Here is a 23,869-nt window from a genome sequence, read left to right as displayed (position 1 = left end):
CCTCATGTCGGTAGCCCCGGAGTCGGCGGCCCCGGAGATGCCCCTCTCCGCCACGAAGCAGGCCCTGCTGCAACGGCTGCTGCGCCAACCGGCCGGCGCGTCGGTCGGCAGCCTCGACCGGGCACCCGCCGACGCGCCCCGGACCCTGTCGTACGCCCAGGAGCGGCTCTGGTTCATGGACCAGTTCGCGCCGGGCGCCGCCGCCTACCACGTGCCGGTGGCGGTGTGGCTCGACGGTGACCTCGACCCCGACGCGCTGCGCGACGCGCTCGCCGACGTGACCGCCCGGCAGGAGAGCCTGCGGATGCGGTTCCCGGCCACCGACGACGGCCAGCCGAGCGTGCTGGTCGCCGAGCCGGGGCCGGTGCCGCTGCAGCGGCGGACGGTCACCGCCGACGACCCGGACGACGCCCGCCGGGAGGCCCTGGAGCTGGCCCGGGAGCACGCGGCGGTCCCGTTCGACCTCGCGACCGGCCCCCTGCTGCGGGCCCTGCTGGTCGACTACGGCGACCAGCGTCGGCTGCTGTCGCTGGTGACCCACCACATCGTCAGCGACGGCTGGTCCATCGACGTGCTCGTCGGTGACCTGCTCACCGCCTACCGGGCCCGCCGGGCCGGGGCGGCGCCGGCCTGGCCGCCGCTGCCGGTCGGCTACGGCGACTACGCCTACTGGCAGCGGCACCGGCCCGGTACGGACCGTGGGCTCGCGCACTGGACGCAGCAGCTGGCCGACGTGCCCGCGCTGGAGCTGGCGACGGACCGGCCGCGCCCGCCGACGCAGCGCTTCGACGGCGCCACGCACCGCTTCGAGGTGGACGCCGCGCTCACCGACGCGGTCACCGCGCTGGCCCGCCGGCACGACGCGACGCTCTACATGATCCTGCTCGCGGCCTACCAGGTGCTCCTCGCCGGGCACGCCGACCAGCGCGACTTCGCCGTCGGTTCACCGGTGGCCGGGCGGGGCCGCCCCGAGTTGGAGGGCCTGGTCGGCATGTTCGTCAACATGCTGCCGCTGCGCGCCCAGCTCGACCCGGACGAGTCGTTCGGCGACCTGCTCACCCGCACCCGGCAGCGGGTGCTGGACGGCCTGACCCACCAGGAGGTGCAGTTCGAGCAGCTGGTGGCGGAGCTGGACGTGGCCCGCGACGTCAGCCGGTCGCCGCTGTTCCAAGTCACCTTCGCGCTGCAGAACTACCAGATGCGCGACCACGGCGCCGCAGGCGACGGGCCGGCCGTGCACTGGGAGGTCCTCGACCTGGCGGCCACCCGCTTCGACCTGGAGCTGCTGGTCGTGCAGACCCGCGCCGGCGAGCTGTGGTGCGAGTTCAGCTACAACAGCGTGCTGTTCGACGCCGCCACCGTCGGCCGGATCGGCGAGCGGTTCGTACGGCTGCTGCGCACCGTGGTCGCGCACGCCGACGCGCCGCTGCGCGGCATGGACCTGCTCACCGACGCCGAGCGCACGCAGGTGCTCGACGACTGGGGCCGGCGGGTCGCCCGGTTCCCGGTCCAGCGGACGCTGCACTCGCTCTTCGAGGAGCAGGCGGCGCGCCGCCCCGACGCGGTCGCCCTGGTGCACGGCGACGAGCAGCTCAGCTACGCCGAGCTGGACGCCCGCGCCGAGCGCCTCGCCGGGCGGCTGCGCCGCCTCGGGGTCGGCCCCGGCACCCTGGTCGCGCTGCACCTGCGCCCCGGAGCGGGCACCGTGACGGCGATCCTGGGCGTGCTGAAGGCCGGCGGGGCGTACGTGCCGCTGAACCTGGCCTACCCGCGCGAACGCCTCGAGTTCATCCTCGCCGACACCGCCGCGCCGGTGCTGGTCACCGACGAGAGCTCCCCCGCCGAGCTGCCCGGCTACGACGGTCGGGTGTTGTGGCTGGACGCGCCGCAGGACGACCCGGCGCCGGCGCCGGCCGACCCGCACCGCCCGGTCGGCCCCGCCGACCTGGCCTACGTCATCTACACCTCCGGCTCCACCGGCCGACCCAAGGGTGTGCTGGTGGAGCACCGGCAGGTGGTGCGGCTGCTCACCGCCGCCGAGGCGCACTTCGACTTCGGCGCCGACGACGTCTGGGCCCTGCTGCACTCCTACGCGTTCGACTTCTCGGTCTGGGAGATGTGGGGGGCGCTGGCCTCCGGCGGGCGGCTGGTCGTGGTGCCGCCGGACGCGGTCCGCGACCAGGAGCGGCTGCTGGACGTGCTCGCCGAGCAGCGGGTGACGGTGCTCAACCAGACCCCGGCGGCGTTCCGCGCGCTGCGCGCCACCCTCACCGAGACCGAGCGGTCCTTCGCCGATCTGTCGGTGCGGACCATCGTCTTCGGCGGCGACGCGCTCTACGTGCGCGAGCTGCGACACTGGTTCAGCCGCTACGGCGACAGCACCCCGGTGCTGGTCAACATGTACGGCATCACCGAGACCACGGTGCACGTCACCGCGCAGCGGCTGCGCCGCGCCGACGTGCGCCGGGGCGCCGCCTCACCGATCGGGCGGCCGCTGGACGACCTGCGCGCGTACGTGCTGGACGGGCACCTCAACCCGGTGCCGGTCGGGGTGCCCGGTGAACTCTTCGTCGCCGGAGAGGGACTGGCCCGCGGCTACCTGAACCGGGCCGGGCTGACCGCGGAGCGGTTCCTGCCCGAGCCGTTCAGCGGCGAGGCCGGCGCCCGGATGTACCGCACCGGCGACCGGGTGCGCTGGTGCGCCGACGGGACGTTGGAGTACCTCGGCCGAGTCGACCGCCAGGTGAAGATCCGCGGCTACCGCATCGAGCTGGGCGAGATCGAGGCCACCCTGCAACGCCACCCCGACCTGCGGGCCTGCGCGGTCGTCGTGCAGCCGGACGGCACCGGCGACCGGCGACTGGTGGCCTACGTGGTCCCGGCCGACGACGCCCACCGGCCCACCCCCGCGCAGCTGCGCGAACACCTCGCGCGCAGCCTCGCCGACTACCTGGTGCCGGCCGCGTTCGTGCTGCTCGACGCGTTGCCGCTGACCCCGAACGGCAAGCTGGACCACCGCGCCCTGCCCGACCCGGACCTGACCCAGCAGGAGACCGAGCGGGAGTTCGCCGCGCCGGGCACCACCAACGAGCGGCTCATCGCCGAGGTGTGGACCGAGCTGCTGCCGGTGCCGCGAGTCGGCATCGACGACGACTTCTTCCTCCTCGGCGGGCACTCGCTGCTGGCCGCCCAGGCCGTCACCCGGATCCGGCGTGCCCTGGCCGCCGGCGGCGGCACCGGCGCGGTGTCCCTGATGGACCTGTTCCGCTGCCGCACCGTACGCGAACTTGCCCGGCTGCTCGACGAACCGGCCACCGACGACCAGCCGGCCCGGCTGCTGCACGAGCTGACCCGCCCGGTCCCCGACGCCGGGCACGTCCGCTCGCTGGTCTGCGTCCCGTACGGCGGTGGCAGCGCGGCGGTCTACCAGGCCCTGGCCGACGCGATGCCGCCCGGGCACCGGCTCTACTCGGCGGCGATCCACAACCAGGAGGCCGGCGGCAGCGAGGACACGCTGCCCTTCGGCGACCTGGTCGACGCCGCGGTCACCGAGATCCTGCGCGACATTCCCGGGCCGCTGGTGCTCTACGGGCACTGCGGCATCGGCAGCGCCCTCGTGGTCGAGGTGGCCCGCCGCCTGCAGGCCGCCGGGCGTCCGGTCGAGGCGGTGTACGTGGGCGGCATCTTCCCGTTCGCCCGCCCGCGCGGCGTGCTGTCGCGGCTGTCCCGGCTGGCGGAGCTGGAACGCTTCCGCAGCAACCGCACATTCATCAACCGCCTCGTCGGCCGGGGCGTCGACATCGAGGAGCTGGGCCTCGACGAGGTCGACCGGGTGATCCGCAACATGCGCCACGACACCCGCAGCGCCGAGGACTACTACAGCGGCCTGCTCGACAGCCGGATCGACCGGATCGACGCGCCGGTCATCTCGGTGATCGGCGAGCAGGACCCGGCCACCGACTACTACGAGGAACGCTTCCGGGAGTGGGACTTCCTCTCCGACACCTGTGCGCTGGTGGTGCTGGACGAGGGCGGGCACTACTTCAACCGGTACCGGGCCGCCGAGCTGGCCGAGGTCGTCACCCGTACCCATGTGGCGCTTGCCGACGACGACGCCGCCGCCCTGACCCGCGCGGCCCGCGGCCCGGACAGCGACTGGTGGCTGCACGGCGTGCACCGGGCCGGCGCGCAACCCGAACCCGCCGCGGCATCCGGCGGCGACCGGCCACCGGGCGGGGATCCGCCGCCGCGCCGCCGGCCCGCCGAGCCGAGCATGCCCCGGTTCCTCGGGGTGGCCACCGGGCAGATGGTCTCGCTGATCGGTTCGGCGTTCACCCAGTGGGCCATCCCGATCTGGATCTACCTGAGCACCGGCTCGGTCATGCAGCTGGCGCTCTTCGTGACGCTGGCCCTGGTGCCCGGCCTGGTGATCGCCCCGCTCGCCGGCGCGGTCGTGGACCGTTCCCACCGCAAGCGGGTGCTGATCGCCGGTGACGTGGCCGCCTGGGCCACCCAGTTGGCGCTCGGGGTGCTGCTGTGGACCGACGCCCTGCAGATCTGGCACATCTACGGCCTGATGGTCGGCCTGTCGGTGGCCACCGCGTTCCAACGCCTCGCCTACGTCGCGTCCGTCCCGCAGCTGGCACCGAAGCGCTACCTGCGGCACGCCATCGGTGTCGTCGAGATGATCAACGGCGCGGGGACGCTCTTCGTGCCCCTGTTCGCCGCCGGCATGCTCGCCACCATCGGGCTGGACGGCATCCTCGTCATCGACATCGTCAGCTACGCGGTCGCGGTGCTGGTCACCGCGTCGATCCGCTGGCCGGCCCGGTTGGGCTGGCACCGGCGGGAGACCCTGACCGCGGAGATCGCCAACGGCTTTCGCTTCTCCTGGGGGCACCGCCACTTCCGGGCGATGCTGCTCTTCTTCCTGGTGCTCAACGTGTTCCTGGCGCCCCCGTTGATCCTGCTGAGCCCGCTGGTGCTCTCGTTCGGCGCGCTGGCCGACGCAGCCCAGGTCTCCTTCGTCTCGGGGCTGGGTGCGACGCTGGCCGGGCTGGCGGTGGCCCTGTGGGGCGGGCCGTCGCGGCGGCCGATGCACGGCGTGTTGCTGGCCATCCTCGCCATGGCGGTGGCCTGCGTGGTGATCGCGGCCCGCCCCGACCCGCTGCTGGTCGCCGTCGGCGCGTTCGGTCTCACCGCCGGGTTGACGCTGACCACCGGCATCTACCGGGCGATCGTCCAGGTCAAGATTCCCCAGCGCTACCACGGTCGGGCCGCCGCGCTGAACCAGATGATCTCCTGGTCGACGTTGCCGCTGGGCTTCGCGGTGGTGGCGCCCGCCGCGACCGCGCTCTTCGAGCCGATGCTGATGCCCGACGGTCGACTCGCCGGCAGCGTCGGGCGGCTGATCGGGGTGGGTGAGGGGCGCGGCATCGCGTTCGTCTTCCTGCTCTGCGGGCTGGTCATCGCGGTGCTGGTGGCGGTGGCCGCGCGGATCCGGGCGATCGCCCGGTTCGACACCGAAGCCCCGGACGCGATCGCCGACGACCTGGTCGGGGTGGAGTCGTTGCGGCACCGGCGCGAGCCGGTCGGGCCCGGGCCGGTGGTGCCGTCCCGGCCGCGCGCCGCCCCGGAGCGAAGCGGAGCGGTGGCGTGAGCGAGCGCAGCGAGCGCAGCGAGCGAACCATCGGGCACAGCAGCGGGGCGGTGGCGTGAGCGACCTGGACACGCCCGCGGTGGCGACCACCGGCCCAGTCGACATCGACGTGATCATCTGCGCCGCCGACCGCCGCCGGGTGCTCGGCCACCGCCTGGGGGCCGAGGTGACGCTGCCCCGGCTGCGGCTGACCGAGGCGTGGCCGCCGCCGAGCAGCCAACTGCCCGCCGCGATCGCCGCCGAGACCGGCCTGCGGGTGGCGCTGCTCGAACCGCTGGACAGCACCCTGTTCGTGGCCGAGCCGCTCGACGGGGAACCATCCCAGGGGTACGCCTGGCACGACGTGGCCGCGTTCGACGGCGGCCCGGTGCGGGCCTGGTGGCGCCGGCCCGCGCCGGAGCAGGCGCCACCCTGGTATCGGGCGGGCTGGTTGACCGCCGCCACGGACTGGTGCGACACGGCGCTGGCCGGGCGGGGCGTACGCCGCACCGGGCCGGCGGCCCAGATTCGGCACTGGACGACCTCGACGGTGCTGCGGGTGCCGACCACCGACGGGGCGGTGTTCCTCAAGGCCTCCCTGCCACACCTGGCCGCCGAGCCGCGGGTCATCGCCGAACTCGCCCGGTGGTGGCCGCGCGCGGTGCCCGAGGTGCTGGCCCACCGCGACACGCACGGGTGGTGGCTCAGTGCCGACTTCGGCGCCCAACCGCCGGCCCGCGACGGCGCCGCCGCGCTGCGCAGGCTGGCCGAGATGCAGACCGCCAGCGTCGAGCGCACCGACTCGTTGCGGGCCGCCGGCGCCGGGCTGTCGACGTTGGACGACCTGGCCGCCCGGGTGCCCACGCTGACCCGCCGCGGCGAACTCTGGGACGCCGCCCGCGCCGGCGCGGACCGGGCCGCCCTGACCGGCGTGGCGATGTGGTTGCAGGACCGCTGCGCGGAGCTGGACGAGTTCGAGCTGCCGCTGACCCTGGTGCACGGCGATCTGCACCCGGGCAACGTGGCCGGGCGCGCGGACGGGCCGCTGCTCTTCGACTGGAGCTTCGCCCGCGTCGCGCATCCGCTGCTGGACCTGGGCGGGTGGCTGCACGCGGTGCCCGAGCCGCTGGCGCGCCGGCAGGTCGGCGCCTACCTCGACGGGTGGCGTCACCTCGCCGCTCCCGCTGAGCTGCGGGAGGCGTGGCAGGTCGCCAAGCCGGTCGCCGCCCTGGCCGAGCTGGCGAAGTTCGCCGACCTGATCGACGCGACGCCCGGGTACGAGTTCGACTACCTGCCGATGGCGGGCCGGTGGGCGCGGCGGATCCTCGACGCGGCGGCCGGGCGCGACGCCCACCTGACCGGCTGGCTCGACCCGCACCCCGGCTGAGCGCCGGCAGTCCCACGAGACGGTCCCGGCCGCTGGGGGTACCGGTGCCCGGGCGGCGCGGACGATGATGGTGGGGTGGGAAAGACACATGAGCGCATTGAGGGCCGGCTGCGCAGCTTCATCGAGGAGCAGCCCATCTTCTTCACCGCCACCGCGCCACTGGCCGGCGACGGCACCATCAACCTCTCCCCCAAGGGGCTGCGCGGCTCGTGGGCGGTGCTCGACGAGCAGACGGTGGCCTACCTCGACTTCGCCGGCAGCAACGCCGAGACGATCGCGCACCTGCGGGAGAACGGCCGGATCACGCTGATGTGGTGCGCGTTCCAGGGCCCGCCGAACATCGTGCGGGTGCACGGCCGGGGCGAACCGGTGTTCCGGGACGACCCGCGCTGGGCGGGGCTGCTGGGCCACTTCCCGGACATCGACACCAGCGAGCACGGGCTGCGGGCGATCATCGTGGTGCGCGCCGAGCTGATCCGGGACACCTGCGGCTACGCGGTGCCCTACCTGAGCTACGACGCCGACCGTGACCTGCACGGCAAGCGGTTCGCCCGGGAGGACGACGCGTCGCTGAGCGCCTACTTCGCCAAGAAGGAGCACGTGGCGCAGAGCATCGACGGCCTGCCCGGGTTGCCGCTGCCGCTGCCCCCGACCCCGGCGGCCTGACCCGCCGGGTCCGCGAGCCGAAGCTCGGCGGCTTCCCGGGGGCTCTCAGGGTGGCCAGGTCAGGAGCCGTCGCGCAGGTCGGTGAGGCGGGCGGCCGCGAAGCGGATCTCGTCGAAGGTCACCTGGCAGCCCTCACCGGTCGGCGCCTGGGCCTCGAAGCCGATCCGCTCGGGCGCCGGGCCGCCGTCGAGGGCGAAGTAGCGGATCATCTGCCACACCGTCCCGTCGACGGAGGCGTGGTAGGCGTAGGCCCGGCCGATGCGGGAGATCCGCAGCCACACCGATCGTCCGGGAACGACGAAGGAGTTCGCGTCGTCCGCGGTGCCGCGGCACACCACGGACACGATCATCGGCTCCCCGGCGGGCGAGAACTCGAAGCAGAGCTTGCCCCAGTTCCGTTCGTCGACCCAGGTCATGAGCACGCCGGCGTCGTAGGTCGCGGTGAAGTCCACGCTGACGCGGGCGCTGAGCTGGAAGTCGCCCTCCGGCGCAAGACCGAGCAGCGTCGCCGCGTTGAGCGTGCTGGCGTTCTCCGCGCCGGTGGCGGCGCCCGGGTCGACGAAGATGTCGGTGCGCGCCGCCGCCGACACCGTCACGGCGCCGGTCGCCTCGTCGAGTCGCCACTGCCCGGCGGGCACGAGTGCAAACGGGATCCCGGGCACGTTCAGCTGGTTCACCACAGCACCAGACCGTACCGGAGGCGCGCACGCCGGTGACGCGCGTCGCCGCCCGGGCGCAACCTGCGGGCCGCCCGGGCGGTTAACATCGCCGGTGACATCGGAAACACCGCACCGTTCCGACCCGGCCGGAAGTGATCGCGCCGGGCTATCGTGACGGCCGGCTACCCTTGTTCAGGCCCGGCCGTGGGCGGCACACGCCCTCGGGCGGGAATGGCCCACCGGGGACGGACCGTTACACCAGAAGACCAGCACCACGAACGAGGGGAAGTCGATCATGGGCGAGCGTATGCTGCGCGGAAGCCGCCTGGGCGCGGTCAGCTACGAATCCGACCGCAACACGGAGCTCGCGCCACGTCAGACCCGCGAGTACCTGTGCGCCAAGGGCCACCAGTTCGAGGTGCCGTTCGCCGTCGACGCCGAGGTCCCCACGACCTGGGAGTGCAAGTTCGACGGCAGCGTCGCCCGGCTGGTCGACGGCAACGAGCCGGAGCAGAAGAAGGCCAAGCCGCCGCGTACCCACTGGGACATGCTGCTGGAGCGCCGCTCCATCGCCGAGCTGGAGGACATCCTCGCCGAGCGGCTGCAGGAAGTGCGCACCCGCCGCGGCCGGGCCTGACCCGTACGAGACGACACGGCGCCCCCGGGAAGCTTCCCGGGGGCGCCGTCGTGTGCGCGCTCAGCGCTCCACGATCTCGCCTTCGATCGCCCGGCCGCCGTCGACCACCACCGGCTGCTCCGGTTCCGGACGGGGGGCGCTCTGCGGCTCACCGCGGCGTACCCGCACCCGGCGGGGCCCGAACAGGTCACCGGCGACCATCGACGACACCCGGCGCTCCGCGGCCCGCTGCGCGCCGCCGCGAGCCAGCCGGCGCACCGGCGGCACCAGCAGCAGCAGCCCGACGGCCCCGCTGACCAGGCCGGGCACCGCCAGCAACAGGGCGCCCAGCAGACCCACCAGACCGTCGGTCACCTGCCGCCCCGGCGGCTGACCGGCCTGCGCGGCGGCTTGGAAGCCCCGCCACGCGCGCATCCCCTCCCGGCGCAGCAGCACCAGCCCCAGCAACGACGCCGCGAACACCAGCAGCACCGCGAGGCCGAACCCGACGGCCCGGCCGACCAGCACGAACACCGCCAGCTCCAACACCACCGCGACCAGCAGACCCAGTGGTACGAACCTCAGTCCTCGGCGCATCTCACCTCATCGGTCATCCCGGGGCGCCCGACGGGCCGGTGTCGCCCCCGTCAAGCATGACACGACCGGGCTCAGGGCCACCGGACCTGACCGTTGGGGGTGCCGTGCAGGCCGCGGCGGATCGCCTGCCGCCGGTCCTGCACCGCCCACGTGGTGATCCGCCACAGCGCCTCGGCCACGATCAGCGGGCTCATCTTGCTGCTGCCGCGTTCGCGCTCGGCGAAGGTGATCGGCACCTCGACGATGCGCATCCCGGCCCGGTGCGCCAGCCGGGACAGCTCGACCTGGAACGAGTAGCCCTGCGAACAGACCGATGTCAGGTCGATCGCGTCCAGCGCGCTGCGCCGGTAGACCCGGTAGCCGCCGGTGGCGTCGGAGACCGGCATGCCCAGCGCCAGGCGCGCGTACAGGTTGCCGCAGCGCGACAGGGCCAGGCGGCGCAGCGGCCAGTTCACCACCTGCGCGCCGCTGGTCCAGCGCGAGCCGATCACCACGTCGGCCTGCCGGGCGGCGTCCAGCAGGGCGGGCAGGTCCTCCGGGGCGTGTGAGCCGTCGGCGTCCATCTCGACCACCGCGTCGTAGCCGCGCTCGCGCGCCCACTCGAACCCGGCCAGGTACGCCGCGCCCAGGCCCTGCTTGCCCTCGCGGTGCAGCACGTGCACGTGCTCGTCGGTGCCGGCGAGCGCGTCGGCGATCACCCCGGTGCCGTCGGGGCTGTTGTCGTCGGCGACGAGGATCTCCACCGCCGGGGCGGCGCGGCGTACCCGGGCCACGATGTCGCTGACGTTGTCGGCCTCGTTGTAGGTGGGGATCACCACCAGCACCCGGCCGACGCCGCGCACCCCCGTGCTACGCCGTCGCGTGTCGGTCGCCACGTTCACGGTCCCCCTCCGCTCCCGCCGGCGTACCGGCTGGTCCTATCCGGGCTGCCCGCGCCGGCGGCGCAGCACCGCCGCACCGGCCAGGGCGGCCAGGGCCAGCGCGGCCAACGCCACCTCGGGCCAGTACCCGAGCCGGGTGGCCAGGGTGCGCCCGTCGGCGAGGTGCACCTGCCGCAGCACCACCTCGCGGGTGTTGAACCCGGTGGCGTCGCTTACCCGCCCGTCCGGGGCAACGAACCCGGACACACCGACCGTGGAGGCCATCAACGCCGGCCGGCCGTGCTCCACCGCCCGCAGCCGCACCATGGCCAGCTGCTGGCGGGCCTCGGCCACGTCGAAGGTGGCGTTGTTGGTCTGCACCACGAGCAGCTGCGCGCCGCCGGTGACGGTGTCGCGGACCACCTCGTCGTAGGCCACCTCGAAGCAGATCACGTCGCCCAGCACGGCGGGGCCGGTGCGTACCACGCCGGGGGTGCTGCCGGGCACGAAGTCCGCCCGCACCCGGTCGACCTGCTTGCTCACCATCCGGGCGAGGTCACGCAGCGGCACGTACTCGGCGAACGGCACCGGATGCCGCTTGGTGTACAGCTGATCCAGGTCGGGGCCGGTGCCGGGGCGCCACAGGATGCCGGCGTTGCGGACCTGCCCGGCGCCCGGGCCGAGCAGCACCGCGCCGACCAGGATCGGCGCGCCGATCGCGTCGGCGGCCTGGGAGATCCGCGCCCCCGCGGTCGGGTTGCGCAGCGGGTCGATGTCGCTGGAGTTCTCCGGCCACACCACCAGGTCCGGTCGGGCCCGCTCGCCGGCGGCGACCCGCGTGGCCAGCTCGATGGTGGCGTCGACGTGGTTGTTCAGCACCGCCTGCCGCTGGGCGTTGAAGTCCAGGCCGAGCCGCGGCACGTTGCCCTGCACGATCGCCACGGTGACGGCCGTGCCGCCGCCGGCGCGGCCCACCGGCACCAGCAGCCCCACCGCGCAGACCAGCACCGCGCCGAGGGCCAGCCCGGCCGCCGGCCGCCACCGCGGGGTACGCCACACTCCGGCGTCCCACCGGCGCCAGCCGGCGGCCACCAGCAGCCCGCCGGCGAGCGCTACGGCGAAGGTGACCAGCGGCGCGCCACCGATCGCGGCGAGGCGCAGCAGCGGCGCGTCGCCCTGGCTGAACGCCAGCCGCCCCCACGGGAACCCGCCGAACGGGGTCCGGTCGCGCAGCGCCTCCTGCCCCACCCAGAGCACCGCGGTCAGCGGCGCCCAGCTCCAGCGCAGCCGGTCGGCCAGCGGCGACACCCAGGCGGTGGCGGCGCCGAGCAGCGCCAGGTAGCCGGCCTGCAGCAGCGACAGAAGCACCCACGGCAGGTAGCCGGTGTGCAGGTTCGTCCAGGCCAGCAGCGGCGCGAAGAACGCTACCCCGGTCAGGAAGCCCAGCCCGGCGCCGGCGCGCAACCGCCGCCGGTGCGCGGCCACGGCGAGCAGCGCCACACCGACCGGCGCCAGCGGCCACACCCCGTACGGGGGGAACGCCAGCAGCAGCGCCAGCCCGGCCGCCACCGCCGCCGGCACCGCGACGCGCAGTGGCAGCGGGCGGGGCGGCTCGGCGCCGGACGGCGGGGCCGGCTCGGCGCGCATCTCGTCCCGGTCGATGGTCGTCACGGGCGCTTCACCACGATCACGGGGGTGAAGGTTACCCGGCCCACCCGGCCGGGCGCCCGCCGCCGCCGAGGCGGGGCGGGTCCCGGCGACGGGCGGCGCCGCGCGGTCAGGCCGGGCGGCGACGGGCCACCAGCACCGCGTCGTGGATGGTGATGTCCCGCCCGTCCGGGTCCTTCGCCGCGCGGGGCCGCGCCTCGGCGGCCCGTACCTCCCAGGCGTCCGGGTCGAGCGCCGCGGCGAGCTGCTCACCGGTGTACATCATCTCCGGCAGGTGCATCCGGTGCGCGGTGGTGCGCAGGTCCCGCGGGTGGTGACCGACGATCAGCAGGGTGCCACCGGGCGCCACCGCGGCGGCCAGCCGGGCGAACAGCTCGCCCCGCTCGTCGCCCGGCAGGTGCATGAAGTGCGCGCTCACCAGGTCGTAGCCGGCCTCGGCGGGTGGCTTCTCCCGCAGGTCGCGGTGGGTCCAGTCGATGCGGGCGGCCACCTCGGCGCCGGCCGCGTCGGCGTGCGCGGCGGCCCGCTGCAGCGCCACGGTCGAGATGTCCACCGCGGTGACCTGCCAGCCCCGCTGGGCGAGCCAGACGGCGTCGGCGCCCTCGCCGCTGCCCACGTCCAGGGCCCGGCCCGGGGTCAGCTCGGCGGCCTCGGTGACCAGCTGCGCGTTGGGCCGGCCGCTCCACACGCTCGGACGCGACCGGTAGCGCTCCTCCCAGGCCTCCTCGGTGAACATGGTGGCGATCTGGTGGCGGCGGGCGCGCACGGCCTCGCGGGTGTCCTCGGCGATCAGGTCGGCGTTGATCGCCGCGCCGGCGCCCAGGCCGGCCGCGGCGGAGGTGATCACCTGGGCGCGGACGTCGGCGACGTTGCCGGCCACCCACACGCCCGGCACGCTCGTCGCGCCGGTGGCGTCGGCGGGGATCTGCCGGCCGATGACGTGCCCGCCCAGCTGCACCTCCTCCGGCTGCAGGCCGAGCGCGGCCAGCACGTCGGCGCGGGCGGTGAACGTGGGCGTCACCGCGACCGCGCCGAGTTCGATCACCTCACCGGAGGCCAGCCGCACCCCGCTCAAGGCGTCGCCGGTGACCAGCAGTTCCGCCACCGGCTCGTCCACCACGGTGATCTCCCGCGCGGCGAGCTGCTCGGCCTCCTCGGCGGTGGGCTCCGGCGCGTCGTGGCGCAGCAGCACCACCTGGGGGCTCCACTGCCGCCACAGCAGCGCCTGGTGCACCCCGAACGGCCCGGTGGCGAGCACCCCGATGCGCTGCTCGCGCACCTCCCACCCGTGGCAGTACGGGCAGTGCAGCACGTCGCGGCCCCAGCGCTGCGCCACCCCGGGCACGTCGGGCAGCTCGTCGGCCAGGCCGGTGGCCACCAGCAGCCGCCGGGCCCGTACGGTGCGCCCGCCGTCCAGGCTCAGCACGAAGCCGGCGCCGTCGCGGGCGGCGGAGGTGACCCGGCCGGTGACGATCTGCCCGCCGTAGCCGGTGACCTCGTCGCGCCCGGCGGCCAGCAGCTGACCGGGCGCGGTGCCCTCCCGGGCGAGGTAGTTGTGCACGTGCCCGGCCGGTGCGTTGCGTGGCTCACCGGAGTCGACCACCAGCACCGAGCGGCGGGCCCGCGACAGCGTCAGCGCCCCGGACAGCCCGGCCGCGCCGCCGCCGACCACCACCACGTCGTAGCTCTGCTCCACCTGATTCCCCCTCGTTCGTCGTCCCGCCCACGCTGCACCCGACCCGGCCACCGCGACAAGTATTGTTGCCGTTATGGCAAACGATGAGGCGGCGGTGCTCGCGGCTGTCGGCCCGCGGCTGCGGGCGCTGCGCAAACAACGCGGCACCACCCTGGGTCAGCTCGCCGAGGCCACCGGCATCTCGGTCAGCACCCTGTCCCGGCTGGAATCCGGCGGGCGCCGCCCCACCCTGGAGCTACTGCTGCCCCTCGCCCGCGCCCACCAGGTGCCCCTCGACGAACTGGTCGGCGCGCCGGCCACCGGCGACCCGCGGGTCCGCGCCAACCCGATCGTGCACCACGGGGTGACGTCCCTGCCGCTGACCCGCCGCCCGGGCGGCCTGCAGGCGTTCAAGCAGATCCTGCCGGCGGGCACCCCCACCGGCGACACCGAGCAGCAGACCCACGAGGGCTACGAGTGGCTCTACGTGCTCTCCGGGCGGATACGGCTGCTGCTCGGCGAGCACGACCTGATGCTGGCCCCGGGGGAGGTGGCCGAGTTCGACACCCGGGTGCCGCACCGGATCCACAACCCGGGCCCGGACACCGCCGAGGTGCTCACCCTCTTCGGCCCGCAGGGCGAACGCCTGCACGTGCGGGCCCGCCCCCGCAGCCGCTGAACTTTTCACCCGGGAACGAAAATCGGGGCGCGGCTCGCGCCGCGCCCCGATGCTCCCAGGCCCTCCCCGGCCGGTGGGGCGAGGATGCGGCACGCCGACCTTCGGACCGACCAGACGCGGACTGGCTGCCCCCGCCGGGCCGTTGTCTACTGGCCGTGCACCTCACCCTGCCCGTACACCGGTAACCGCGGCCGGTTCGCGCCGCCCCGCCGACCCCCGCCCGCTGGACCTGGCCGCCGCGACGAAGTGCACCGTGTCGCTCGGCCAGCGGACGAAGGGACGAAGCGAACAACAGCCGCTTCCCGTAGTAGGACTCAAAGACGGTACGTGCTGCACCCCCGGCGCTGTCAACCCACCCCCGACGAGTCGCCTGCGCCACATCGGCGTGTCGCGCCGGCGAGTCCCGTCCGCCCCGCCGTCGGCACCGCTTCACCGCCCGTTCACCGCCCCGCAGCCGGCCCCGGCGCGGTGACCCACCACAATGCTCGCCCCGCCGCCCCCACACGGCCGGGCGACGGTCAGTCGTTGAGGTTGCGGGCCAGCACCGCGACCGCGGCCGCCGGATGCTCGGCGGCCAACAGCCCACCGGCGGCCAGCACGTAGCGGGCGTCCACCACCGCCCGCGCGGCCCGCGGCAGCGCCCACCCGCCGGCGTGATCGGTCAACACTGCCGTGAGCACCTGCGCCGCGTCTCCTGCCGGCGCGTGCCGCAACACCCCGCCCGAGCCCACCAGCAGCCGCACATCGCGCAGGTCCCGCCCGCCGCGCTCCCCCGTGCCGCCGCCGCGGGCGTGCCGGCGCAACGCCACCGTCGCGGCCAGGGCCGCGATCCGCCGCTCCGCGGCCCGCTGCCCGTCGTCGGCGGGCAGGAACCCCGGCTGCGCCGCCCGCACCGCCGCCGCCCGCGCCAACTCCGGCTCCTCCCCGGGATCCAGCAGCCGCTCCTCCGCGGCGGCGCGCACCACACCGGGCGCGCTCCACCGCATGCCCAGGTCCCCCTCCACCGTGCGGGCCCGCCACAGCGTGCCGGCGACCTCCCGCCCCGGCCCGGTGGCCCGCTCGTCCGGGGTGAGCACCGAGTACACGTCCGTGGTCGCGCCACCGACGTCCACCACCGCCAGGTCCCCGCCCACCCGGTCGGCGAGCATCTCCACGCCGGTCAGCATCGCGTCCGGAGTGGCCGCCCGCACCAGCCCGGCGAACCGCCCGCCCCGCGACAGCCGCTTGCCGCCGATCACGTGCCGCAGGAACACCTCCCGGATCGCCGCGCGCGCCGACGCGGGCGCCAGCACCCCGATGCGGGGCAACACGTTCTCGGCCACCGTCACCGGCACCCCCGCGCCGGCCAGCAGCCCGGCCAACTCGTCGCGGACGTCAGCGTTGCCGGCCAGCACCACGGGCACCCGCCAACGGGCCCGCGCCAGCCGGGTCGCGTTGTGCGTCAACGTGTCGGCGTCGCCGCCGTCGGTGCCACCGACCAGCAGCACCACGTCCGGGCGGGCCGCCCGCAGCGCCGCCAGCTCCGCCGCGCCCAGCCGACCCGCGGCCACGTGCACCACGTTCGCCCCGGCCGACAACCCGACCCGCCGGCCCGCCTGCGCGGTCACCAACTGCTCGTAGCCGAGCACCGCCAGCCGCAACCCGCCCCCCGCCGACGAGCACACATACCAGGGCGCGTCCCGAACTCCCAGGCCCGCGGTGGCCGCCGCGACCGCGGCGTCCAGGCCGTGCAGCACGTCGGTGGTGACCGTGGTGGGCGCCGCGGCCGCCGCGACCAGCGCACCGTCGGCCAGGTCCACCACCGCCACCTTCGTGTACGTCGACCCGACGTCGGCGCAGACCGCGACGTTCACGCCGCCGGCGGAACGACCACCGTGCCGGTCGCGGTGACCGCCACGATCGGCGGGTCGAGGACCTCAGCCGCCGACTCCGACCGCTCCGGGCGACCCCGGCACACCACCCGCGCCTCGAAGTCGAGGGTGCGGCTGCGGCTGCCCACCCGGGTCACCGTCGCGGTCACCTCCAACACGTCCCCGGCCCGCATCGCGGCCCGGAACTGCACGTCCGAATAGGACGCGAACAGCCCCTCGTCGCCGTCCGTGCGGATGCACACCTCCGTGGCCACGTCACCGAACAACCCCAACGCGTACGCCCCGTCGACCAGGTTGCCGGCGTAGTGGGCGTGCGAGTACGGCACGTACCGCCGATGCGTCACCGTCAACCCGAGCCTCGTGTCGCTCATGCCGCCGCCTTCCTGTTCGCCACCAACGCGTGCACCAGATAGCTGGCCACCTCACCCGGGGTGGTGCCCCGACCGAAGATCTGGTCCACGCCCAACTCCTCGGCCATCGTCTCGTCGAAGCGGGGCCCACCCACGATCAGCAGCGGACGCCGACCGGCCGGCATCGCCTCCCGGAACGCCGCCGACATCTCCCGGGTGTTGTGCAGATGCGCGTCGCGCTGCGTCACCACCTGCGACACCAGCACCGCGTCGGCCTTCTCCACCCGCGCCGCCTCCACCAACTCCGGCACGCTCACCTGCGCGCCCAGGTTGGTGACCTTCAACTCCCGGTAGTACTCCAGGCCCTTCTCACCGGCGATGCCCTTGACGTTCAGGATCGCGTCGATGCCGACGGTGTGCGCGTCCGTGCCGATGCACGCCCCGACCACCGACAGCTTGCGCCGCAGCCGCTGCTTCACCAGCGCGTTGACCTCCTTCGCCGACAACAGCGGAAAGTCGCGCTCCACCACCTGCACCGCGGCCAGGTCCACCAGGTGGTTCACCCGCCCGTACACCACGAAGAAGGTGAAACCGTCGCCCATCTGCTTCGCGTGCACCAGCATCGCCGGGTCCAGGCCCATCCGGTTGGCCAACTGGATCGCCGCGCCCTCGGCCCGCTTGTCGTGCGCCACCGGCAACGTGAACGACACCTGCACCATGCCGTCACCGGTGGTGTCCCCGTACGGCCGCACGACCTTCTTCTCCACAGCGCTCACTCGCCCGGCCCTTCCAGGATCTCCGTGGCCGGGTTGTAGTAGTCACCCTCGTGGCGCGCCACCCCGGCCAGCCCCTTGCCCCGGTCCGCGGGCCGCTTCATGATCCCGAACGTGCCCTCGGCGATCGCCGTCAGCAACGACTCATCACCGATGCGCTCCAACAGATCCAGCGCCTCACCCAACACCCGGTTGGCCCGCTGCTGGATGAACCCGCCCGGCGCCGGCACGAAGTCCTCGTGCAACCCACCGGCCGCGCCCAGCACGTAGCGGACGTTCTGCAACGCGATGTCCCGGTCGGACAGCCACGGCGTCACCACCGCCTCGGTCATCATCCCCACCAGCAGGATGCCCTGACCGGTCATCGCGCCCACCAGGTTGAAGAACCCGTCGAGCAGGTTGCCCCGGAACACATCCCCGGTCATGTGCTTCGTCGGCGGCATCCACTTCAACGGCGCGTCCGGGAACAACTCCCGCGCCAGCAACGCGTGCGCCAACTCCAACCGGAACGACTCCGGTAGATCCGGGTTGATCTCGAACGCGTGCCCCAACCCCAACTGCCAGTCCGCCAACCCCGCCTCGTGCGCGAAGAACTCGTTGAGCAGCTGCGACACCGTCACCGTGTGCGCCTCCTCCACCGCGTCGGCGGTGGTGAGGTAGTTGTCCTCGCCGGTGTTGATGATGATCCCCGCCCGGGCGTGCACCTGCCGGGAGAACCGCTGGTCGACGAACGTACGGATCGGGTTGATGTCGCGGAACAGGATCCCGTACATCGAGTCGTTGAGCATCATGTCCAGCCGCTCGAGACCCGCCAGCGTCGCCATCTCCGGCATGCACAGCCCCGACGCGTAGTTCGTCAGCCGCACGTAGCGACCCAACTCCCGCGACGACTCGTCCAACGCCGCCCGCATCAACCGGAAGTTCTCCTGCGTGGCGTACGTGCCGGCGAAACCCTCCCGGGTCGCCCCCTCCGGCACGTAGTCCAACAACGACTGCCCCGTCGAGCGGATCACCGCGATCACGTCCGCGCCGGCCCGCGCCGCCGCCTGCGCCTGCGGAATGTCCTCGTAGATGTCGCCCGTCGCCACGATCAGATAGATCCACGGCCGCTGCCGCGGATCCCCGAACCGCTTCACCAGCCGCTCCCGCTCGGCGCGGCGCCGGTCGATCAACCGCACCCCCGCGCCCACCGCCCTACGGGCAGCCCGGCGGGCAGCCGTCGCCGCCTTGCCGCTCGGCAGCTCGAAACGCACCGACCCGGCCGCCGCCTTCTGCGCCAGCAGCGTCACATCGGTGATCTGCTCCCGCGCCAGGGCGTCGAACACCGGCAACGCCACCCCGTGCCCCAGGCCGACATCCGCCACCACCGCGTCGACCAGCCGGTTCACCCACGGAATGCCGTCCGGGTCGGCGCCGGCCACCCCGGCCAGCCGCAGCACCGCCCGCTCCACCGACACCGTCGTGTGGCTACGCGCCAGATCCACCACCGGCTGCCCGGCCCGGCGCGCCAACTCCCGCGCCCGGCGCACCAGCACCGGATCCAGGTCAAGCTTGCCCGTCACGCCGACACCTCGACAAACCCGATCACGACGACCCTTCCTCATAGATCACGTCCCCGCGCAGCACCGTGCGCCGACACACCGGCAACGGCGTCGGATCGGCCGGACCCCGCAACTCCGGGTCCTCAGCCAGCAGCACCGGCAACCCCCGCTCCACCCCCGCCGGCGTCGACCACACCGCGAACGTCGCCGGAGCGCCCAACGCCAGCACCCCCTCGTTGTCCAGGTGCACCGCCCGCCACCCACCCCGGGTGTGCGCCGCGAACGCCGCCCGCACACTCATCCGCTGCGCCGGGTTGTGATGCGCCGCCGCCGCCCGCACCGACCCCCACGGGTCCAGCGGCGTCACCGGCGAATCCGAACCGAACGCCAACGCCACCCCGACCGAATGCATCGCCCCCATCGGGTTCGACGCCAACGACCGGTCCAACCCCAACCGCGACTCGTACATCCGGCCCGCGCCACCCCACAACCGGTCGAACGCCGGCTGCATGCTCGCCACGATCCCGTACTCCACGAAGCCCGCGATCAACCGCTTGCTCATGATCTCCGCGTGCTCCACCCGGTGCCGGGCCGCGCGCACCCGCTCCACGCCCAACGTCCCGGCCGCCGCCGCGAAGCCCTCCAACACCGTGCCGATCGCCGCGTCACCGATCGCGTGGAAGCCGCCCTGCAACCCGTGCGCCGCGCAGTCCAGCAGATGATCACGCACCTGCTCGACGGAGAGATACCCGTGCCCGCACGAATCCCCGTCACCGTACGGCTGCGACACGTGCGCCGTCCGCGAGCCCAGCGCACCATCGGCGAACAGGTCACCCCCGGCGCCCACCGCACCCAGCTCCCGCGCCCGCGACGCACCGCCCAACTCACCCCAGTACCCGTACACCTCGGGCAGCCCGGCACCGGAGATGCCCAACAGCCCGGTGAAGTCCTCCTCGTCGGAGATCTCCGGCCCACCACACTCGTGCACCGCCGCGATGCCCAACGACGCCGCGTGCGCCAACGCCACCCGCTGCGCCGCCACCCGCTGCGCCCGACTCACCGAGGCCTGCGCCGCCGCCCGCACCACGTGATGCGCGTCTCGGCGCAACCACCCCGACGCGTCGTAACCCGCCGCGTCCACCACCTGCGGCACCGCCGCCAGCAACGCCGACGACACCAACGCCGAATGGATCGACGCCTGCGACAGGTACACCCGCCGGCCGCCCGCCGCCCGGTCCAACGCCGCCGCGTCCGGCAACTCCCGCACCGGCCACGTCGACTCGTCCCAGCCGTGCCCCAGCACCACCGCGTCGCCCGGCAACCCCGCCGCGAACCCGGCCACCGCGTCCAGCAACTCCCCCGCCGAACGCACCCCGGACAGCTCCAGCCCCGACAGCGCCAACCCGGTGTCGCTCGCGTGCACGTGCGCGTCCACGAACGCCGGCGTCACCAACGCACCGGCAAGCTCCACCACCCGGTCCGCCGGCGGCGCCTCCGCGTCCGCCCCCAACCAGGTGATCCGCCCGTCGGACACCAGCAACGCGGTCGCGCTCGGATCGGCGGGGCAGTGCAGCACACCGCCGCGGTACAACGTCGAGGGGTTCGTCATGACCTCAGTCTGCCGCCAACCGGGACTCGAAGAGCCGACGCACCCCCGGCTCGGCCCGCAGCAACCCCAGCGCCAACTCCGCGTGACCGGGCACGTACCCGTTGCCCACCAGCATCGTCACATCCGCCGCCAGGCCCTCCGCGCCCAACGCCGCCGCCGCGAAGCTCGTCGCCATCGAGAAGAAGATCACCGTGCCGCCGTCCGCGGTCGCCAGGACCGCACCGTGCTCGCAGCCCGGCACGTCCACGCAGACCACCGTGACGTCCGCCGGCACCCGCAGCGCCGTGGTCACCGCCGTGGACAGGGCCACCGGATCCCGCGCGTCGGCCAGCGCCACCTCGTCGGCCAGGCCGGCCGCCAGCAGCGCGTCCCGCTCCGCCGCCACCGGCACCACCCCGACCGTACGGGCGGCGCCCGCCCGCCGCGCCGCGGCGAGGGACAACGACCCGCTCTTGCCCGCCCCGCCGATCACCGCCACCGTCACCGGCCGGGCGTCCCCCTCGCGCGCCCGGTCGGCCACGTACCGCGCCACCACCCGCCCGGTCAGCGCCGGCGCCCCACACACGTCCAGAACCGCCAGGGACAGCTGCGGATCCTCGTCCGCCGGCAGCACCGCGGCGATCGAGCGCGCGAACAGGATCGCGTAGCCGTCGCAGGGCACCTGCTCGCTGCGCCCGTCCCAGCGAGCCAGACCGTCGGTGATCATCAGCGGGGTCAGCGTCAGCGACACCAGGGTCGCCACCCGCTCCCCCGGCTTCAACCCCAACGGCGAGCGCCGGCCCGCCTCGTCCACCGTGCCGATCAGCATCCCGCCCGACCCGGTCACCGGGTTCTGCATCTTGCCCCGGGTCGACACGATCTCCAGCACCTCGGCGCGCACCGCGTCACCGTCACCGCGGTGCTTCTCCCACAACTGCCGGAAGCTCGCCGCGTCCAGGTTCAACCGCTCCACCCGGATGCGCACCTCGTTCGCGGCGATCTGCGGGCTCGTGTCGAGCCGCCACGCCCCCTGCGGCAGCACCCCCGCCGGTTCCAGCACGCGATGCAGTCCCACCGGTGACGTCACGCCGACCTCCCCTGTCAACCGCTCGAAGCCCCGGTCAGGACTCGCATCGCGGGAAAACTTACGGCAGACTAATTTCTTCACCGGATATTTTCCAGTAGCCTTCGGGACCGCTGATCAACCGAGACGCACAAGGAGGGGCCGTGACCCAGACCCAACCGGTGGAGACCATCCCCGCGGCCCGCCCCGCGCCGATCGCGGTCCCCACCGCCGGACAGCCCTACGAATACCGCCGCGCACCCCTGGTCGAACCCGACTGGACCCGCTTCCCCGGCTGGCGCCACATCACCCGCGACCAGTGGGAATCCGCCCAGTGGCAACGCGTCAACTGCGTCAAGAACATCAAGCAGCTGCGCGCCGTCCTCGGCGACCTCGTCGACGAGACCTTCTACGCCGACCTCGAGGCCGACCAGAAGGCCCTCGCGACCATGTCGATGCTGGTCCCGCCGCAGATGCTCAACACCATGGTGCCGTTCGCGCCGATGAGCACCGAGGCGTTCCTCGCCGACCCGGTCCGCCGCTACATGATCCCGGTCGCCTCCGACCGGCGCACCGACTGGCCGTCACACCCCTACGCCAGCCGCGACAGCCTGCACGAACACGACATGTGGGTCGCCGAGGGCCTCACCCACCGCTACCCCACCAAAGTCCTCGCCGAACTGCTCTCCACCTGCCCGCAGTACTGCGGGCACTGCACCCGGATGGACCTGGTCGGCAACTCCACCCCCGCCGTCGACAAGCTCAAGCTCACCCTCAAGCCCGTCGACCGCTACGACGCCCACATCAGCTACCTCAAGGCCCACCCCGGCGTACGCGACGTGGTCGTCTCCGGCGGAGACGTCGCCAACGTGCCGTGGAAGAACCTCGAGTCGTACCTGATGCGGCTGCTGGAGCTGGAGACCGTCCGCGACATCCGGCTCGCCACCAAGGCCCTCATGGGCCTGCCTCAGCACTGGCTGCAGCCCGACGTCGTCGAGGGCCTGGAACGCGTCGCGCGCACCGCCGCCCGCCGCGGCGTCAACCTCGCCATCCACACCCACGTCAACCACGCCCAGTCGCTCACCCCGCTGGTCGCCAAGGCCGCCCAGACCGCCCTCGACGTCGGCGTCCGCGACGTGCGCAACCAGGGCGTCCTCATGCGCGGCGTGAACGCCACCGCCCCCGACCTGCTCGACCTGTGCTTCGCCCTGCAGGGCGAAGCGGGCATCCTGCCGTACTACTTCTACATGTGCGACATGATCCCCAACGCCGAGCACTGGCGGGTTCCCGTCTGGCACGCCCAGCAGCTCCAGCACGACATCATGGGCTACCTGCCCGGCTACGCCACGCCACGGATCGTCTGCGACGTCCCCTTCGTCGGCAAGCGCTGGGTGCACATGCTCACCGACTACGACCGCGACCGCGGCATCTCCTACTGGACCAAGAACTACCGCACCTCCATCGAGTCCGCCGACCTGGAGGCGCTCAACAAGCGCTACGCCTACTACGACCCGATCGACACCCTGCCCGAGGCCGGGCAGAGCTGGTGGGCCGCGCACCGCGACGACTGACGCCCGCCGGCGGAATCGGCCGTGCGCGACAGCGCCAACCGCCCGTCAAGCAGGCCGCCTGCCGCCCGTCGTCTGCCCGGGCGGCAGGCGGGTCGACAACGAGCTTGATGCCGCTGAGGTATCAATATGCCGCTGCGGCATCACGCTCGCGGGGAGTCTCGCCCCCGACGGCGGCGGGACTAGGCCGGGCCGCCGCGCGGGGCGTACATGATGACCGCGACACCGAGCAGACAGAGGGCCGCGCCGGCCAGGTCCCAGCGGTCCGGGCGGAACCCGTCCACCACCATCGCCCAGGCCAGTGAGCCGGCCACGAACACCCCGCCGTACGCGGCGAGGATCCGGCCGAAGTGGGCATCGGGCTGCAGCGTCGCCACGAAGCCGTAGAGGCCCAACGCGATCACGCCGGCCGCGATCCACCACAGCCCGCGATGCTCCCGCCAACCCTGCCAGACCAGCCACGCCCCACCGATCTCGGCGAGCGCGGCCAGGACGAAGAGCAGCAGCGAGCGGAGCACGGTCACGCCCGCGAGCCTAACGGCACACGAAGCGGGGGGGGGGGGGGGGGGGGGCCCCCCCCCCCCCCCCCCCCCCCCCCCACCCCCCCCCCCCCCCCCCGGCCCCCCCCCCCCCCCCCCCCCCCCCCGCCCCCCCCCCCCCCCGGGGGGAC

General features: G+C 74.1%; 18 protein-coding genes. 6 read left to right on the top strand and 12 right to left on the bottom strand.

Annotated elements, in window-relative coordinates:
- The first annotated feature begins 4 nt into the window (after positions 1-4).
- The 3 genes from ACIP9D_RS29715 (at position 5) to ACIP9D_RS29705 (ending at position 7,691) form a co-directional block, all read left to right on the top strand.
- A complete protein-coding gene (locus ACIP9D_RS29715; RefSeq protein ID WP_350874365.1) occupies positions 5-5,659 on the top strand; it encodes an amino acid adenylation domain-containing protein in 5,655 nt (1,884 codons plus the stop codon).
- A gap of 55 nt (positions 5,660-5,714) precedes the next feature.
- Complete coding sequence (locus ACIP9D_RS29710; RefSeq protein ID WP_350874364.1) at positions 5,715-7,025, top strand: aminoglycoside phosphotransferase family protein; 1,311 nt, start codon at positions 5,715-5,717, stop codon at positions 7,023-7,025.
- 75 nt (positions 7,026-7,100) lie between these two features.
- Complete coding sequence (locus ACIP9D_RS29705) at positions 7,101-7,691, top strand: pyridoxamine 5'-phosphate oxidase family protein (protein ID WP_350874363.1); 591 nt, start codon at positions 7,101-7,103, stop codon at positions 7,689-7,691.
- Positions 7,692-7,750: 59 nt separating this feature from the next.
- Here ACIP9D_RS29705 and ACIP9D_RS29700 read toward each other — a convergent pair whose 3' ends face one another.
- Positions 7,751-8,371, bottom strand: coding sequence for a DUF1349 domain-containing protein (locus ACIP9D_RS29700; protein ID WP_350874362.1), 621 nt, complete (start codon positions 8,369-8,371; stop codon positions 7,751-7,753).
- 274 nt (positions 8,372-8,645) lie between these two features.
- On the opposite strand from ACIP9D_RS29700, the gene ACIP9D_RS29695 reads away from it, so the two are divergent.
- The gene (locus ACIP9D_RS29695; RefSeq protein ID WP_007460094.1) at positions 8,646-8,987 is read left to right on the top strand and encodes an RNA polymerase-binding protein RbpA; all 342 of its coding nucleotides are present in this window, start codon (positions 8,646-8,648) and stop codon (positions 8,985-8,987) included.
- A gap of 60 nt (positions 8,988-9,047) precedes the next feature.
- Here the strand turns inward: ACIP9D_RS29695 and ACIP9D_RS29690 are convergent, their stop codons facing one another.
- The 4 genes from ACIP9D_RS29690 to ACIP9D_RS29675 all read right to left on the bottom strand — a co-directional run bounded on the left by ACIP9D_RS29690 (position 9,048) and on the right by ACIP9D_RS29675 (position 13,787).
- Positions 9,048-9,563 carry an FxsA family protein gene (locus ACIP9D_RS29690; RefSeq protein WP_350874361.1) on the bottom strand — a complete coding sequence of 172 codons (516 nt, stop codon included), beginning with the start codon at positions 9,561-9,563 and terminating at the stop codon, positions 9,048-9,050.
- A gap of 71 nt (positions 9,564-9,634) precedes the next feature.
- Complete coding sequence (locus tag ACIP9D_RS29685) at positions 9,635-10,444, bottom strand: polyprenol monophosphomannose synthase (protein ID WP_350874360.1); 810 nt, start codon at positions 10,442-10,444, stop codon at positions 9,635-9,637.
- Between the two features lie 36 nt (positions 10,445-10,480).
- Positions 10,481-12,070: an apolipoprotein N-acyltransferase gene (gene lnt / locus ACIP9D_RS29680; protein WP_350874512.1), complete on the bottom strand. Its 1,590-nt coding sequence runs from the start codon at positions 12,068-12,070 to the stop codon at positions 10,481-10,483.
- A 130-nt stretch (positions 12,071-12,200) separates the two neighbouring features.
- Positions 12,201-13,787, bottom strand: a complete 1,587-nt coding sequence (locus ACIP9D_RS29675; RefSeq protein ID WP_350874359.1) for an FAD-dependent oxidoreductase — start codon at positions 13,785-13,787, stop codon at positions 12,201-12,203.
- A 73-nt stretch (positions 13,788-13,860) separates the two neighbouring features.
- Between ACIP9D_RS29675 and ACIP9D_RS29670 the strand changes: the two genes are divergently transcribed.
- Positions 13,861-14,445: an XRE family transcriptional regulator gene (locus tag ACIP9D_RS29670; protein WP_350874358.1), complete on the top strand. Its 585-nt coding sequence runs from the start codon at positions 13,861-13,863 to the stop codon at positions 14,443-14,445.
- Between the two features lie 518 nt (positions 14,446-14,963).
- Here ACIP9D_RS29670 and ACIP9D_RS29665 read toward each other — a convergent pair.
- The 6 genes from ACIP9D_RS29665 to ACIP9D_RS29640 are packed head-to-tail and all read right to left on the bottom strand — an operon-like array spanning position 14,964 to position 21,643.
- Positions 14,964-16,298, bottom strand: coding sequence for a glutamate mutase L (locus ACIP9D_RS29665; RefSeq protein WP_350874357.1), 1,335 nt, complete (start codon positions 16,296-16,298; stop codon positions 14,964-14,966).
- Entirely contained in the window at positions 16,295-16,687 is a 393-nt protein-coding gene (locus ACIP9D_RS29660; RefSeq protein ID WP_350874356.1) for a hotdog domain-containing protein, read from the bottom strand. The genes ACIP9D_RS29665 and ACIP9D_RS29660 overlap by 4 nt, the downstream gene beginning before the upstream one ends.
- On the bottom strand, positions 16,684-17,442 hold the full coding sequence (locus tag ACIP9D_RS29655) for an OAM dimerization domain-containing protein (protein WP_350874355.1): 759 nt from the start codon (positions 17,440-17,442) through the stop codon (positions 16,684-16,686). The genes ACIP9D_RS29660 and ACIP9D_RS29655 overlap by 4 nt, the downstream gene beginning before the upstream one ends.
- Positions 17,439-19,001, bottom strand: a complete 1,563-nt coding sequence (locus ACIP9D_RS29650) for a lysine 5,6-aminomutase subunit alpha (protein WP_350874354.1) — start codon at positions 18,999-19,001, stop codon at positions 17,439-17,441. The genes ACIP9D_RS29655 and ACIP9D_RS29650 overlap by 4 nt, the downstream gene beginning before the upstream one ends.
- 22 nt (positions 19,002-19,023) lie before the next feature.
- Positions 19,024-20,589 carry an amidohydrolase gene (locus ACIP9D_RS29645; protein ID WP_350874353.1) on the bottom strand — a complete coding sequence of 522 codons (1,566 nt, stop codon included), beginning with the start codon at positions 20,587-20,589 and terminating at the stop codon, positions 19,024-19,026.
- A 4-nt stretch (positions 20,590-20,593) separates the two neighbouring features.
- A complete protein-coding gene (locus tag ACIP9D_RS29640) occupies positions 20,594-21,643 on the bottom strand; it encodes a zinc-binding alcohol dehydrogenase (RefSeq protein ID WP_350874511.1) in 1,050 nt (349 codons plus the stop codon).
- 152 nt (positions 21,644-21,795) lie between these two features.
- Between ACIP9D_RS29640 and ACIP9D_RS29635 the strand changes: the two genes are divergently transcribed.
- On the top strand, positions 21,796-23,202 hold the full coding sequence (locus tag ACIP9D_RS29635; RefSeq protein ID WP_350874352.1) for a lysine 2,3-aminomutase: 1,407 nt from the start codon (positions 21,796-21,798) through the stop codon (positions 23,200-23,202).
- Between the two features lie 179 nt (positions 23,203-23,381).
- On the opposite strand, the gene ACIP9D_RS29630 is transcribed toward ACIP9D_RS29635, so the two are convergent.
- Positions 23,382-23,723, bottom strand: a complete 342-nt coding sequence (locus ACIP9D_RS29630) for a YnfA family protein (protein ID WP_350874351.1) — start codon at positions 23,721-23,723, stop codon at positions 23,382-23,384.
- Positions 23,724-23,869 lie beyond the last annotated feature (146 nt).

Origin of the sequence: Micromonospora sp. NPDC093243 (assembly GCF_044753725.1) — a bacterium.
In the GTDB taxonomy this organism is placed as follows: Bacteria; Actinomycetota; Actinomycetes; order Mycobacteriales; family Micromonosporaceae; genus Micromonospora.
The sequence above is the reverse complement of the archived record's forward strand: the minus strand, read 5'-3'. Positions and strand labels throughout refer to the sequence as shown.